The organism is Paenibacillus sp. FSL R7-0026 (assembly GCF_038004485.1).
GTDB classification, from domain to species: Bacteria; Bacillota; Bacilli; order Paenibacillales; family Paenibacillaceae; genus Paenibacillus; species Paenibacillus xylanexedens_A.
The window spans coordinates 3,356,161-3,373,956 of sequence record NZ_JBBORG010000001.1; the positions used below are offsets into that span (position 1 = coordinate 3,356,161).

1 protein-coding gene is annotated in these 17,796 nt (G+C 50.6%); it reads left to right on the forward strand.

Annotation, left to right across the window (positions count from 1 at the left end; all coding sequences use genetic code 11):
- Positions 1-34: 34 nt before the first annotated feature.
- Complete coding sequence (locus MKY44_RS14940) at positions 35-17,719, forward strand: SDR family NAD(P)-dependent oxidoreductase (RefSeq protein WP_341007692.1); 17,685 nt, start codon at positions 35-37, stop codon at positions 17,717-17,719.
- Positions 17,720-17,796: the final 77 nt, after the last annotated feature.

The window sequence follows — 17,796 nt, forward strand, 5'->3', positions numbered from 1 at the left end:
GCACATTGACCGATATGCAAAGGGAGTGTAGTAGATGATCATTACAGAACATATGGATTCGGTTCAGGAGCAGATGAGCAGCATCGAACGGCTTCTTATTCGGTTATTATGGGGGCAGCTGCACAATGCGGGATGTATGGACGAACATTTTGTGTTTGAAAAAACGGTCCGCCCATTCTATCAGAAATGGCTGATCGAAAGTCGCCTGATGCTTGCCGAATATGCCCAGGAGCTGCCTGGTCCGGTTGAAAGCCTCCAATCAGAAGAGATTGCGGCCTGGACCCGGTTATCCTGGGAGGCATGGGAGAGCAGACTTCCGGGCTGGCTCTCGCATCCCGATGTGCGCGCTTATGCGAGATTGGCCGATTCGACGATTCGTGCTCTTCCGGACATTCTCAAAGGACATAGGGCCGCTACCGAAGTGATGTTTCCCGACTCGTCGATGCATATGGTTGAAGGTATTTATAAACATCATGCCATTGCCGATTATTTCAACGGAACTCTTGCGGAACAGGCGCTGAGCGTAATCAATGAATTGACGTCCGAGATCACAGGACACAGGAAAGTAAGCATTCTGGAAATCGGCGCCGGTACGGGAGGCACAAGTGAAGTCGTTTTTGAAAAGTTAAAACCTGTCGCACACAAGATACAGGAATACTGTTATTCCGATATATCCCGTGCCTTTCTCATGCATGCTGAGCAGCAGTATGGCCCCACGGTACCCTATTTGACATACAGAATTGCCGATTTGAAAATTCCTTTTGCCGAGCAAGGCATTGAACCGGGTAGGTATGATCTCATTATTGCGAGCAACGTCCTGCATACCACCCCGGATATACGAGACACACTTCGCATGATCAAGGCATCACTCAAAAAGGATGGACAATTGCTGTTAAACGAGATTACGCGCAAAACCGTAATAAATCACCTGACCTTTGGACTGCTGGAGGGTTGGTGGCAATACACGGATGAGAATGTCCGCATCCCGGGTTGTCCGGCCTTGTCGGCCGCAAACTGGAAAAAGATGCTTCAGCGGGAAGGCTATCATTCCGTTCATTACCCGTCAGCACAGGCAGACCGCTATGGACAGCACATCATTGCTGCCAAAAGTGACGGGATCGTCATTCGTGCTAATGGTTCTGCACCTGTTGTCAAGAACGTTTTTCAACCCAGTCGTCCTGCCGATATCGCATACCAGAACGAATCGTTCTATGAACAGGAGCAGCCTGCTGCGGATCATGGGATCATCACCGCAGAGATGACTGAACAGTTTGTAAAAAAGGCGATTCGTGAAAGCATCGCGGAGGACCTGAAGATGGAGCAGTCCAGAATCCAGAACAATCGCAGCTTCTCGGACTATGGCGTCGATTCCATTATTGCCGTCCATCTGATCAACGTGCTTAATCAAAAGTGCAAACTGACCTTGCAAACGACCGTGCTGTTCGACTATAACAATGTGGATCGTCTGACAGAACACATTTTGCAGGAATACGGAAAAACGATCGAATCGCTGCTCTTGCAGAGTCAGTCTTTGGAGCCAGAACCGGCAGCTGCAATGGCATCAGATACAGCAACAACAATTTTCCCAGACACATCGCTGCCTTCCCAATCTGTAAATTATGCATCGGCTCCCTTTGTGGACAGCAGCAACGCGAAAGCACCTAATACCCAAATCAATGACAAGACCTCGGGGTCTTATTTTTATCACACACATATTGGCAGTCCCTCGCAGATCAGTGGTCTTCAGCTTCATCAGACCCTTGTGCAGGAGTTGCGGCCTGACGAAGTGTGCATTTCGGTCAGAGCGTTTTCCCTGAATTTCGGGGATTTGCTCTGTATTCGGGGCCTGTATCCGACCATGCCGCCGTATCCTTTTACACCAGGCTTTGAGGCAGCCGGTATTGTAGTTGAAACTGGTTCCTCCGTTACAACGGTAAAAACCGGCGATGAGGTAGTGTTCTATGCAGATGCCTCTCTCGGAGCGCATGCCACCGCCATTACGTGTAAAGCAGAGCAAGTGTTTGCCAAACCTGATCGGCTTACTCATGAGGAAGCTTGCTCGCTTCCCGTCGTAGCCATGACCGTCATTGCCGCCTTCCGCAAAGCCAATATTCAACCCGGCGAACGGGTTCTGATCCAAACGGCAACCGGAGGTGTCGGACTTGTAGCCATTCAGCTTGCCCGCCATTTTGGTGCAGAAATTTTCGCCACGGCCAGCATGCAGCACAAGCTTGATTATTTGCAGGAAATGGGCGCCAGCTATGTAATCAACTATGCCACTACGGACTTTGAACAGGAAGTACAACGGCTCACGAACGGAGAAGGGGTACACGTCATTCTAAATACCCTGCCAGGCGAGGCGCTGCAAAAAGGATTAAACTGTCTTGCGCGGAATGGAAGATACATCGAGATCGCGATGACAGCTCTCAAAAGCGCCCATTCAGTCAACCTGTCGGGACTCAATCACAACCAGAGCTTCTACAGTCTGGATCTGCGCAAGCTGGGCATGGAACAGCCTGAAATGCTCGCTGAATACAGGCAAGAGATGATGCAATGGGTAGAAGAAGGGGTCATCCGTCCCCTGATCGGTCAGACATTCCCGATGGACAGATTACAGGAAGCCTACCGCTGCATGGATCAACGAAAAAATATCGGCAAAATTGTCATTAACGTGCCGGAATATATGCACTATCAGCCTGCCGCTGCTGCTCTTCCAGCTGATTCTGCCGCTGTCACCACTTTAGTCCGGATTGAAAGTGACGGATTGGGAAACAAAAGCGAAGAGCTGGCAACGTATGAGCCGGTGGCGATCATTGGAATGAGCGGCCGATTTGCGGGTTCACGCGACGTAGCGGAATTGTGGGCGCATCTCGAAAAGGGAGATGACCTGATCCAGCGCGAGCAGCGCTGGAATCTTGCCAAGCATTATGGAGCGGATGTTTCCTTTTGCGACCAGGGCAGCTTTTTGGATAACATTCATGCGTTTGATCCACTCTTTTTTAACATTTCCGGGCAAGAAGCGGCCTACATGGACCCTCAGCAGCGGATTTTTCTGGAGGAAGCCTGGAGAACATTCGAGGATGCCGGTTATGCCGGCGACTCGATGCAGGGCCGTAAATGCGGCGTATACGTTGGCTGTACGGAAATGGATTATGGACAGCTGATGGGTGAACAGCCTCCAGCTCAGTCGTTCTGGGGGAAAGCTGGATCAATCATTCCGGCCAGGATCGCCTATTATCTCGATTTAAAAGGTCCTGCCATTGCGGTTGATACCGCCTGCTCCAGCTCGTTGGTGGCAATTCATCTGGCGTGTCAGTCGCTGTGGGCGAGGGAAACGGAAATGGCGCTTGCGGGTGGAGTATTTATTCAATCGACTCCCCAGTTCTATATGGATGCCAACCGTGCCGGCATGCTTTCCACCACCGGGCGATGTCATACGTTTGATGAACGGGCAGACGGTTTTGTGCCAGGAGAAGGAGCTGGAGCGGTTCTGCTGAAACGGCTCAGTGATGCTGTACGTGATGGAGATCACATACATGGCGTAATTCGCGGAACAGGCATCAATCAGGATGGTACGACCAACGGAATTACCGCACCAAGTGCCAAATCACAGACCGCTTTGGAGAAACAGGTCTATGATCGCTTCGCTATTGATCCGGCCAGCATTCAGCTGGTAGAGGCGCATGGAACCGGAACCCGGCTTGGGGACCCGATCGAGTTCCAGGCGCTCACTAACGCATTTTCGTCATATACGGATCAGAAGCAATACTGTGCGCTGGGCTCCATCAAAACCAATATCGGGCATCTGGCGACCGCTGCGGGCATTGCCGGATTGATCAAGGTTTTGCTTTCCTTGCGCCACAAGCGCATTCCAGCTTCACTGCATATGGAAAAGGCCAATCCCAACATTGCGTTCGGCGACAGCCCTTTTTATGTCAATACGGAGACCAAGCCATGGGACACGGAAAAAGGCCAGAGGAGAAGGGCCGCGATCAGTTCATTTGGATTCAGCGGAACCAATGCTCATATGGTCATTGAAGAGGCTCCCCCGCGTCTGGCTGCCAGCTCCGACCTGCGGCCTGGCTATCTGATTGCACTGTCAGCGCGCACTGCGGACCAACTACGTCAGCAAGCTGAGCAGCTTGTGTCCTATGCCAAAGAAAACTCCGCGGTGGAAAGTCTGCACATGAGTTATACCTTACTTAAAGGCAGACCCCATCTGGCCCATCGGATGATCTGCATTGCCCGCAACGGGGACCAGCTTGTAGACCAGTTGAGTGAGTGGCTTGCAAAAGGGGAGAGCAATTCAGTAACCAGCGGGTTCGTTAATCGAAACGAACAACGCGGCAACGCCTCGTTGAAGCGATACGCCGCCGAATGTATAAGGCAGTGCCGGGAAACGGAGGATTCCTCTGTTTATCTGGAGCATTTGTCAGCCCTCTGTGAAATGTATGTACAGGGCTACGATCTTTCTTTCGACAAGCTGTTTCCAATTTCTGCACGGCGTATTCCGCTCCCTACTTACCCCTTTGCAGGGGACGACTATTGGGTGCCGGCACGTGAAGATACTCAGCGGGTTAAACATCCGTCGAGTTGCGAACATGCTTTTGAAACAGTGCTGCATCCACTTGTTCACAGAAACACATCCAGCGTAAAGCAATTGCAATATTCGTCCGCTTTCAGCGGTCAGGAATTCTTTTTCAAGGATCACTTGGTGAAGGGGATGAAGGTGCTTCCGGGTGTAGCTCATTTGGAATGGGTATGCTTTGCAGCAGATGCGGCATGGGGTGATTTCTCGGATTCGAGGATGATTCGCTTGAGAAACGTGATCTGGTCTGCCCCGTTAATTCTGAATGAAACATCAGCGTCCTTTGCCATCCGTTTTCGTCCTGTCGAGCAGACAGAGGGAGACGAAACGATGCACTTTGAAATTGTTCAGGAGCAGGGAAAGGAACGCGATCAACATAAACAGGTATACAGTCAGGGCCAAGTCTTACTTGCCAAGCTTCCGGTCCAGGTGGAGCGGGATATTCAAACCGAACTTGCGGCTTGCAAACCCAGCCCGGTTCATGCCGAAGCATTCTACGCTGCCTCCGCTCAAACGGGCATTGTCCTTGGGCCGGGCTTACGCGGGATACAGTCCGTATATGTGGGGCAGGATCGTGTCATAGCACACTTGTCACTCCCGCAATCCCTGACCGCTTCGGGTGAAAAATATATTCTTCATCCCAGCTTGATGGACTCGGCACTTCAGGTCACCATCGGATATCTGCTCGGCATTGTGACGGACCAGGCTGCCTCCGGCAGGCCTGCGCTGCCGTTCGCGCTGGAGCAGTTGGATATTCTGGGTCCCTGCACAGCGGAGATGTGGGCGGTTGCCGCGTACAGTTCAGGAAACAGTCGGGACAGCAAAATTCACATGCTGGATGTAGATCTGTGCGACATGGACGGAGTGGTCCGGATACGCATGACCGGATTCACGCCACGTGTTCTGGAGAAAGATTTCGATACACAGAAGGAAGAAAACGTGAGGCCGATTCTAATGGCGCCGGAATGGAAACCGCTTGAGATCCCTTCCGACCGATCAGCCGCTCAGTACAACAGTCATCTGATCTTGATTTCAGATCACTTTGCCGGGCAGTTATCTTCATTGCGTAAATCGTTTCCTCACGCCCGCTGCGTACGACTGGCAACGGACACATTTGCATACGCAGAGCGATTGGAGCAAGACAATGCATTGCTGCACCCGCTTGCAAGTTTTTTTACTGAATCAGCTGCACACCTGCTCGAAGAAATTAAGCAAATGGTGAACACGGAAACCGGAAGTACACTTATTCAGCTTGTTATCCCTTTCGAGGAAGAGGGGCAGGGCGGTCTGCTCAACGGTCTTGCCGGGATGTTATTGACGGCTTTAAGAGAGCATCGACAGTTGACATGCCAGCTCATTCAGCTGCAATCCTCCATACAAACAGGAGAACTGATTGATAAAGTGGCTTCAGAGAGCCGTCATTCAGAAAACGTAATTGCCCGCTATCCGGCTTCCGGCATCAGGCAGACAAGAGTGTGGCATGAGCTGTCTGCTCACTCCGCTGGCAATTCATTGTCCTGGAAAGACGGTGGGGTATATCTGATAACCGGAGGCGTCGGCGGACTCGGATTAGCATTGACACGGACACTTGTCAGTCAGATCAGGAATGCCACGATTCTGTTAAACGGCCGCTCGACTCCAAACGCAGAGCAGCAGGGCCATCTTCAACAGCTTCAATTGAACGGAAATCACGTACTTTACAGGAAAGCGGACATCACTTCACGTAAAGCAGTTCAGAGAATGGTACAGGAAATTCAGTCTGATTACGGTGAACTGAACGGCATTATTCATGCTGCAGGTGTCGTGAAAGATCGTGCCTTACGGTACAAAGATTCAAAAGAACTGCGCTCCGTCTTGGCTCCCAAAGTGGACGGCACGATATGGATCGATGAATCGACCGCCCACATGGCGCTCGATTTTTTTGTCCTGTTCTCTTCGCTCGCTGCTGTGACAGGCAATCCGGGTCAAGCGGATTACGCCTGTGCGAATGCTTTTATGGATGCCTACGCCACATACCGAGATGGGCTCGTTCGGAACGGACAGCGTAACGGCACAACGCTCGCAATCAACTGGCCGCTCTGGAGGGAAGGACGCATGCAACCTGGAGCAGCAGCGGAGCAGAAAATCCGCCGCCAATGGGGAATGCACCCGATGGACACCTCTATCGGAATCAAACTGCTGCATATGGCCATGAACAGCGGTTCATCCCAAGTGCTGGCTTTTTACGGTGAACCGGAGTTATTTCTGTCAGGTGTGATGTCAGATTCCGCAGGTTCGGTGGATCTGCCGCCAATATGGAACGTGTCAACAGCTCCTTCACAATCCATGACGTCTGTTGACGTCCCAAGCGACATCCCTGAGTCGCAAAAAAGAACATGGCCGACAGGGGATGAGCGAAAACGGCTGCTCGTTTCCAGAGTCCAAGACGCTTTAACGGGTCATATGTCTGAGTTGCTGCAGGTAAACCGGACCGACATCTTTCCAGATGTGGAATTTGGCGAATATGGATTCGATTCCATTTCATTTACCGATTTCGCCGGTATTCTTAATGAGCACTATGCGCTTAAACTTACACCTACTGTTTTCTTTGAGCACTCCACCTTAAGGTCTTTAACAGGACATCTTGTTGGAGCCTATCCGAAACAGTGGGATACACTTTTGCCTGAGAAGCACATGGACACCGAAGGATCGCATGCTGATGACTCATCACAGGAGAATGAAACAGAAGGTGCCTCCTCTAATCTGCTCGGACAGGTGGAACAGGCTGATTCCCTTTCGATCCGTTACCCATATCCATTTCCGAAAGAAACGGAAGATTCCTCTGTGCAAAAAGAACAAATGGGAGGTTCAATATCATCCTCCGAACGCCATCGAGAATCCAGCCTGCCTGAATTCGATCATCAATATCATAAGCCACCGGAACCCGTCGCCATTATTGGAATGAGCGCCCGTTTTCCGATGGCGAAGGACATTGATGCCTTATGGGATAACCTGCTTCAGGGACGGGATTGCATCTCGGAAATTCCAGCGGATCGGTGGGACTGGAGAGCCTATTACGGAGACCCCGATCAGGCTCACAACAAAACCAATATCAAATGGGGCGGATTTATGGAGGGTGTCGCCGAATTTGATCCTGGCTTCTTTGGCATTTCCCCACGTGAAGCGGAGTTGATGGACCCGCAGCAGCGGCTTTTGATGATGTATGCCTGGAAAGCAATTGAAGATGCGGGCTATGCACCACCAAGCTTGTCCGGTTCAAAAATGGGTATCTTTGTTGGCACTGCAAGCAGCGGATATCATCGTCTGTTAACACAGGCTGATACCGTAATCGAAGGATATACTTCCACAGGCCATGTGGCTTCCGTAGGTCCTAACCGAATGAGCTTTTTCCTGAATGTACACGGTCCAAGCGAACCCGTGGAGACGGCTTGCTCCAGTTCGCTGGTGGCACTTCACAGGGCTGTTCAGGCGATACGAAATGGAGACTGTGACACTGCTATAGTGGGTGGAGTTAATACCATTCTGGATCCGGATTATCATATCAGTTTCAATAAAGCGGGTATGCTGAGTCCGGATGGACGTTGTAAAACGTTCTCCGATGAGGTTAACGGATATGTACGCGGAGAAGGCGTTGGCATGATATTTTTGAAAGGGTTACGGGCCGCTGAGCAAGCAGGTGACCACATATATGGCCTGATTCGTGCTACGGATGAAAATCATGGTGGACGGGCCGCATCACTCACCGCACCGAATCCGCGAGCACAAGCCGACTTGATTAAATCCGTATATTCAAAGGCTGGTGTGCACCCATCTACCATAGGATACATTGAGGCTCACGGAACAGGGACGCCACTTGGTGATCCCATTGAAATTAACGGCTTGAAGATCGCGTTTCAGGAGACTCTTGCAACTGCGGAACCCAATCTGATAACCTCAGCATCTTGCGGACTGGGCTCTATCAAAACCAACATTGGGCATCTGGAGCTTGCCGCGGGCATTGCCGGGGTCATTAAGGTACTGCTGCAAATGAAATACAAAACGCTTGTGAAGACAGTTCATTATGAAAGATCTAACCCTTACATTCAATTGGAAGGGAGTCCTTTTTACATCGTCGATGAAAATAAAGCATGGGAAGCGCTCCATGACTCTGCCGGCAGAACGCTGCCAAGACGTGCAGGAGTGAGTTCCTTCGGCTTCGGAGGTGTCAACGCACATGTGCTGCTTGAAGAATATATTCCGGATGAATCGGTAGCCAATTCTGATCGGACCCTTCATCCAGCTCACGGGGACTCAATGAACAAAGCTACTTCGGTATGCATCGTACTGTCAGCCAAAACCGAACAAAGACTCCAGGAGCAGGCTCGGCAATTGCTGGCGGCGTTGCAATCGGGACGCTATGAGGATTGTCATCTACCTCAGCTCGCGTACACACTTCAGACAGGGCGTGCGGCGATGGAAGAGCGACTGGCTTTGGTGGCAACTTCCATTGCTGAAATAGAAGACCGGCTGGACGCTTATATTCATGATCCGGAGAAAGCCGAAAACATCTATCGAGGCAAAATAAAGTCCCACAGAGCCTCCATCTCTGTACTGGCAGAGGATGCAGATATGCAGGAAACGGTAAAAAACTGGGTCCGCAAACGCAAGTATGGACAGCTGCTGGATCTTTGGGTGAAAGGTCTGGATGTTCCGTGGTCTGAAGGTTACACGGGAAGGACGCCCCAGCGAATTAGCCTGCCCACTTATCCGTTTGCCACAGAACGTTATTGGGTGCCTGAACAGAGAGAGCGAAAATCGGGACAACCTGTACCGACATCTTATCTTCACCCGCTTCTCCAGCGAAATACATCGGATCTGCAAGGGATTCGTTTCAGTTCAGAATGGAGCGGACAGGAATTTTTTCTAAATGATCATGTCATTCACAATCGTAAAATCATGCCAGGGGCCGCCTGCCTTGAAATGGCCAGGGCAGCAGTGGAACAGGTTATTCCGACAGATACATCCCGGCAGGACAGGGTAATAGTTATTCGCGACATTTACTGGACTGTGCCGCTGGGGATGGAACTGCATTCAGTCACACCGGGCAGGCTCCAGGCGGAATTGAGATTGACTCCGCTGGATACGGGGGAGATCCGTTATGAAATAACCAGCGGGGAAAACAACCAGAGAACCGTACAATCCGAATCATCCAAACGGAATGTACATCATATAGGAACGATTTCGACGTCCACTCGTCAAGCCTCATCCTATTCAACGATCGATCTGGAATCCTTGCTGTTGCAATGTGGAAAACAAACGATGACGGCTGTTGAATGTTACCGTTTCTTTGAGCAATCCGGCCTATTTTATGGACCGAGTCATCAAGGAATTCAACGTCTTCATATTGGAGAGGGGCAAGTCATCGCACAATTGAAACTGCCGCCATCTCTTGCATCCACGGCTGAGGAGTACGGACTGCATCCGGCTCTGGTGGATTCAGCTATACAGGTATGCATCGGATTGCCGCAATTCAAGGAAGGGGGAGTTACCCCTTTTTCCTTGGATCAGGCTGTAATCTATCGAGACTGCCCGGATTCCGTCTGGGCATGGGTGCGTCTTTTGCCGGAACAGGATTCCTCCGGAACGGCTAGCAAAGTGCAGATCGTTCTGTGTGACGACCAGGGAAAAATAGTCCTGCAATTCATGGGGCTGACGATTTTGCACAGACCGTACCCTGGGGAACCATCCGGAGTTATTCAGGAAGAGTACAATACATTTGCGAAGCCAGTACCGGATGAAACAATAGCTTACGCCACCTCGGAGAAGCAGACACTGACACCAATTCCACTCTCGGGAGCGATGACTTATGCGCCAAGTTGGAGAGAAGTATCGACCAGTCCAGATGTAACCCAACCTAAGTCCATGTCTTTCGGCGGTTTAGGGATTATCGTAGGCGGGACGTCGAGGCAGCAGGACGTTATTCGGCAATGGTATCCCGACCTGAGACCTGTTGCGGTTGAAGGGGATGAACCAGAAACAAAACTAGAACTCGAGTTAAAGCGCCATGGCTTATTCAGCCATCTGATCTGGATTGTGCCGCCCTCAAGCATCGTTCAGGGGCCGGAGCATGCTGTGGAAGTGATCAATGAGCAGAACCAGGGATTGTTTCAGACATTTCTCCTCATTAAAGTCTTGCTAAATCTGGGCTACGACGCACGCAGACTCGATCTGACCATCATAACGGAGAAGGCCTGCAACGTATTGGCTGGAGAAACGATCTATCCTGCGCACGCCGGAATTAGCGGACTGGCAGGTTCCCTCGCCAAAGAAATGCCGGATTGGAGGGTCTGCCATCTGGATGTGGATGATGTCCATGACATCGGAGCGCATCCCGAACGCCATTTTCCAGGGATATGGGATGGGAATACGCGCGCCTGGCGGAATGGAAAAGGGTATGAAAGTGTACTGGTGAACGTCTGCTCTACAGGTGACACGCATGAAGCATTCAGAAAAAATGGCGTCTACGTCGTTATTGGCGGTGCGGGCGGCATTGGGGAAGCATGGAGTGAATATATGATTCGGCGCTATCAGGCGCGGCTTATCTGGATTGGCCGAAGAGCGGTCGATGCACGGATCGGAGAGCTATGCAGACGCCTTGGCGAATTGGGAACCGAACCGCTGTATATTTCCGCGGATGCATCCGACAAACACAGCTTGCAGGAGGCATACCGCCAGATCAGATCATTGGCGCCCGCCATTCACGGGGTTGTCCATGCTGCAGTAGGCCTGATGGATCAAAGTCTGTCTCAGATGACTCCAGATTATTTCCGCAATGTATTGTCATCCAAGCTGGATGCCAGTGTGAACATGATGAACATTTTTGGACAGGAGCCTCTGCATTTCATGCTGTTTTTCTCCTCCATGAGCTCGTTCACCACACCAGCTGGACAAGCCGGATATGCCGCCGGATGTGCCTTTATCGATGGTATGAGCGCTGCAGCACAATCCTGGAAATTCCCTGTAAAAGTAATGAATTGGGGTTACTGGGCTGAGACCGGCATCGCCAGTCAGGTGCCTGCCACTTTCAAGCAAAGACTGAATCAGTCGGGAATAGGCTCCATACATCCTGAGGATGCCATGCGGGCGCTGGAACTGTTGATGGCAGGAGGTAAGCATCAACTGGCGTTCATTCAAACGGACAAACCAGGGGCAGTGGAAGGCACAGCGTCTGATCATATGTTTATGGTAGCGACTGAAGCGAAGCAAATAGGGCGCCATCAGCTCATGAATCGAATTTCTGGGCAACAGCTCAACGTGAAGCCGCTACAACAAAAGTGGGCCGCCTTTAACGATGAATTTGAGTCCATGCTGGCCGGACTGCTGTCGATACAATTGCAGCAGATGGCCTCAGCTGATTCGGCAAACCGTCCTGTTGCCATCTATGATCGCTGGATGAAGGAAAGCAGAAAACGTATAGAGCAATATACCTTGTCGCAACAGTCTCTTGCTTCTGACTCGATGTGGTCGGCATGGGAGCAGCGTATGCAGCACTGGCTGCTTGACCCGGATTTTGCGCCTCAGGTTAAGTTAGTCGACCAGATGATACGCAGCCTGCCGGAGATTGTCAGAGGAGAGCTGGCTGCCACCAATATCATGTTCCCCGACGGAACGATGGATATGGTGCAGAACATTTACAAGCATAATTCAGCAGCAGACTATTTCAACGAAATACTGGCGGATACCGCCGCAGCGTACCTCGCCGAGCGACTTGAATCCAATCCGCAGGCCAGCTTGCGTATTCTTGAAATCGGTGCCGGGACAGGAGGAACGACCGAAAAGGTGCTTAAGCGGATAAAACCCTTTGCCGCCTCTATTGCGGAGTATGCATACACCGACATCTCGAGAGCATTCCTGCTGCATGGAGAAAAGACCTATGGGGAGAATCACCCTTATCTGAACTGCACCATGCTGGATATCGAAAAACCTCCTGCCGAACAATCCTACGATCTGGGGAGTTATGATCTGGTCATCGCAGCCAATGTTCTTCATGCTACCCGGAACATCAGACGCACCCTGGGTCACGTACACGATCTGTTAAAACAAAACGGCCTGCTTCTGCTGAATGAATTGACCCATAGCTCACTGTTTAGTCACCTGACATTTGGTTTGCTGGAAGGCTGGTGGCTCTATGAAGATGATGATATCCGTATCGGGGGCTCCCCTGTTCTTGGCAAACAGCAATGGCAGAAGACGCTGCAAGAATCCGGGTTTGGACAGGCAATGCTGCCAGCCGAACCAGGTGAGAGTCTTGGGCAGCAGATCATCACCGCCTTCAGCGACGGATATATATCCATGGCCATACCTTCGCCGGAGGCCAGGTCCAATCATGAGCCTATTTCTTCTGAAAACATATCGGTCATGAACATGGACAAAATGCAGACAGAACAACACTCACAGTTGGAGTCAGAACCGGATTCCGATCAGATGTGGCAGGCCAGCCTGACATTTTTCAAACGTCTGGTCGGAGAGGTTATTCGGATGTCACCTGAACACATCGATGAGTCCGAACCGTTGGAGGCCTACGGCATCGATTCCATCCTGATTGTTCAACTGACGAATCAGCTGCGCAAACATTTTGACGACGTGAACACCACTCTGTTTTTTGAGCACAAAACACTTGCATCATTAATTCATTATTTTATGAAGCAGCACAGACAGGAGCTGCTGGCGGCGGCTCTACCGAATCTGCCCGAAAAAGAGCCGGAACAAACGCATGAATCCCTTATTCAGCCAACCGTTTCGGCAGTGGAAAGGACGATGGAGAAGCCTGTTTTATATCCGGCAAAGCCTGTACCCATCACGGCATCTCTCAACTTGGCTGCCAATGAACCGATTGCCATTATTGGCATCAGCGGCAAATATCCGCAGGCAGATAATCTGGAGCAATTCTGGGACAACCTGATTGCAGGCAAGGACTGCATCACGGAAATTCCGGAAGAACGCTGGTCACTTGAAGGATTCTATGAACAGGATCGCAAGGAAGCCGCGCGCAAAGGTAAAAGCTACAGCAAATGGGGCGGCTTTATTGAAGGATACGCTGATTTTGATCCGCTGTTCTTCCAGCTCTCTCCCCGAGAGGTCATGAACATGGACCCGCAGGAAAGGCTCTTTTTGCAAACCGTATGGGAAGCGCTTGAAGACTCGGGCTATACAAGGGAACAGATGGATCGACAGTACAATGGCAAAGTGGGGGTATTTGCGGGCATTACCAAAAGTGGCTTCAACCTCTACGGCCCGCCACTATGGAATGAAGGCAGTGATTGGTTCCCGCAGACCTCGTTCAGTTCAGTCGCAAACCGAGTTTCCTATTTGCTGAACCTCCATGGTCCCAGCATGCCGGTGGATACGATGTGCTCCTCTTCACTCACGGCTATCCATGAAGCATGTGAAAGCATTCGCCGCGGCGAATGTGAGGCAGCCATTGCAGGCGGGGTGAACCTGTATCTGCATCCTTCAAGCTATGTTGCCTTGTGTGCCCAGCAGATGCTGGCAGCTGACGGTAAATGCAAAAGCTTCGCTCAGGAGGCAGACGGTTTTGTACCCGGGGAAGGCGTAGGGGTGGTTATCCTGAAACAATTGTCCAAAGCGGTTGAAGATGGAGATCAGATCCATGCCGTCATCCGTGGAACCCACATTAACCATGGCGGCAAGACGAATGGGTATATGGTTCCCAATCCTGCAGCCCAAGGAGACCTGATTCGGGAGACGATCAACAAGGCAGGCATTGACGCCCGCTGGATCAGCTATATCGAGGCTCATGGAACCGGGACAAGCCTGGGAGATCCGATTGAAATGGCCGGACTTGCCCGAGCGTTCCGCCAGGATACGCAGGATAAAGGATACTGTTCGATTGGGTCACTGAAAAGCAACGTTGGACATATGGAATCGGCTGCCGGAATTGGTGGACTTACCAAGATTATTCTTCAGTTGAAACATGGTCAGATTGCACCCAGCCTGCATACCGAAGAGCTGAACAGAGAAATTGACTTCAAGAACACGCCGTTTATCGTACAGCAGAAGGCGAGCGATTGGTCAAGACCGATGGTTGAGGTGGACGGACAGATGCGGGAAATACCACGCATTGCTGGTGTATCCTCATTTGGCGCTGGGGGCGCAAACGCTCATGTAATCGTTGAAGAATACATTCCTGCTCCTGCTCAACCTTTTTTTCCTGTGATAGAAAGCTCTTATGGCAGGACAGAAAGTAAGTCGGAGCAACCGGTAATGATCGTTTTGTCTGCCCGAAATGAAGAAAGGCTGGTTGCTGTGGCGGAGAAACTTCTACTATATATTAGCCGCCGAACATTGGATGATCAGGTGTTGGACAAGCTGGCTTATACACTTCAAACCGGCAGAGAGGCAATGGAAGAACGTTTGGCTTTTACAGTAAGCACAATACATGAACTGGTCGCTAAACTGGTTACCATTCAAACCGGAAAGTTAAAACAAGCCATAACAGGGATATACAGAGGACGGGTTAATCGGACCTCGTATACTCCGTTAGAGACCGAGCTAGAAGCGAACAAACCTCCTTCTGAAGATGTCAGACTGGCCATGATGCAAGTTAACGTGGATCGATTGCTGGAATTATGGGTGAATGGCGAGAAGCTGGAATGGAAGCAAATGTATGGTGCAATAACACCAGGCAAAATGAGTCTGCCCACCTATCCGTTTGAGCGGGAAAAATATTGGCTGCCTGATGCTAAGGGAATGTTACATGTCGCTAATACCACCGAGGCAGATTCCCGCAATCCCATTGTGCTTCATCCGATGCTTCACCATAATACATCCCTGTTATTGGAGCAGCGCTTCACCTCACGGTTCAGTGGTGATGAATTTTTCCTGTCAGATCATCAGGTCGGAACCTACCGGGTACTTCCGGGAGTGGCCTATTTGGAAATGGCTCGTGAGGCTGTGAAACGCTCTGTAGAACATGCTGATTCCGTGCCTGAAGTGATTGTGCTGGAAAATATCATCTGGGGCAGACCCGTGGTAATTGCCTCTCAGGCCAACGACGTTCATGTGCGTTTATATACGGAAGAGCAGGGAGATATCCACTATGAAGTATACACCCAAGATGCGTCAGCCGAGTTGCTGCACAGTCAGGGTTTGGCTTTGCTGAAAAACGAATCTCAAGACTTAAGGCTGAATCTGGCAGACATACGAAGCAGATGCATCAAGCCGTGGACAGCGGATGAATGCTATCAGGCATTTGAACAGATGGGACTGCATTATGGCACAGCCATGCGAGGAATCGAAACGGTCTATACGGGAGAAAACGTGGTGCTGGCCAAACTCGCTCTGCCTGCCCGGGTAAGGGACTCCGCTCGTGACTTCGTCCTGCATCCGTCCATGGCAGATGCGGCTTTGCAGTCCGCCATTGGATTGCTGCTTGCACATTCGATGCCTGATGATCACAGACAACAAACAAGTCCAAGTCCGCTGCTTCCTTTTGCACTGGAGCGGGTCGTTTTCCACCGTCCTTGCACAGCCCACATGTGGGCTTATATTCGTTACAGCAAGGGACATAAACCATCTTATTCACTGCAAAAGCTGGACATCGACTTGTGTGATGATGATGGAAATGTATGTGTGCAATTCGAGGGCTTCACCAGCAAACCATTGAAGGGAGAGATTCACATGGGGAAAACATTATCTCCAACCGAATCACAAACACTGTTGTTTGCAAAAGAGTGGAAGGAGCAGGAAGCTGTAGTTGTGCCTGAGGTTGTATACAGTCGTCATATCGTCATGTTATCTGGCCCTTGGACAGAGCAGGAACACGTCTTAGCTACCAAACTTCCGAATGTGCAGTATGTATCCCTTGGTCCAGACCCAGCAGATCGGGTTGGTCATTCCGACTTGATGGGTGAGCAATACTTGTTTGCTGTTAAGAAGGCCTATCGTTATGTGCAACAGTTGCTCAAAGCTAGACCGGAAGGTGCTGTACTCATTCAACTGCTGGTCGCCAAGCGGGCACAGTACAAATTATTCGGAGGATTATCTGCCTTGCTGAAAACGGCTGAATTGGAAAATCCGAAAATCATTATTCAAATCATTGAAGCTGATGATCTTCAGAGCACTGAACGAGTGGTGCAGATCCTAACGGAAAGCAGTCAAAGCGCTGGCGACACACATATCCGCTATCAGAACGATAAAAGATATACATCATTGTGGAAAGAGGTCGTTACTTCACATTCCCCCTTGGTCGAGCTGCCTTGGAAAGATCGAGGCGTGTATCTGATTACAGGTGGTCTGGGAGCAATCGGATCTATCATAGCGGAGCAGATCGCCAAGCAGGCAGAACATCCCGTGCTTATCCTTACGGGGCGCTCGGAACCGGATGAATCAGATCACCAGCGAATGGCGTTGCTGAAACAGATGGGGGCAGAGGTCATCTATCGGCGTTCGGATGTCTCGAAGAGGGAAGCTGTAGATGAACTGATGCTGGAAATCAGCCGAAATCACGGCGAATTGCATGGAATTATTCATAATGCAGGCTTAATTCGCGACAGCTATATGATCCGAAAGGAGCTTGATGACATTCAGGAGGTTCTGGCTCCAAAAGTCGCTGGAACGGTTCATTTGGATGAAGCAAGCCAGTATTTCAAGCTGGACTTTTTTGTATTGTTTTCCTCGCTAGCCGGGGTACATGGCAATGTGGGTCAAGCCGATTATGCGGCAGCGAATGCGTTTATGGACGAATATTCCGAATACCGCAATGAATGTGTTCAGCAGGGAGAACGTCACGGGTTTACACTCGCCATTAATTGGCCCTTGTGGGAAGAGGGCGGTATGCATATGAATGATCATGCGAGACAGAACATGGAACAAATATCAGGAGCGGCTCCACTGGAGCGTGCAAATGCGATGCGATCTCTCCAGCAGACACTGCAAGAGAGAAGGTCACCTGTAGTCGTCATGCAGGGGGAGGCTGATCAAATGCGAAGCTTCATGGGTAATTCCGGGACAGCACCGATTATGAATACGGATGAAGCATACAGCCGTTCCGATGACGAGAATTACCTCCACCTTGTAGAGAAAATTCGCAGCGGTGAATGTACCCTTGATCAATTAATGCATCTCAAGTAGTTGTACTTGCTTTGCTTACTTCTAAGCCGGTTTTTAAGACTTACGCGAAATGCGCTTGATTTTTCAACAATTCTATC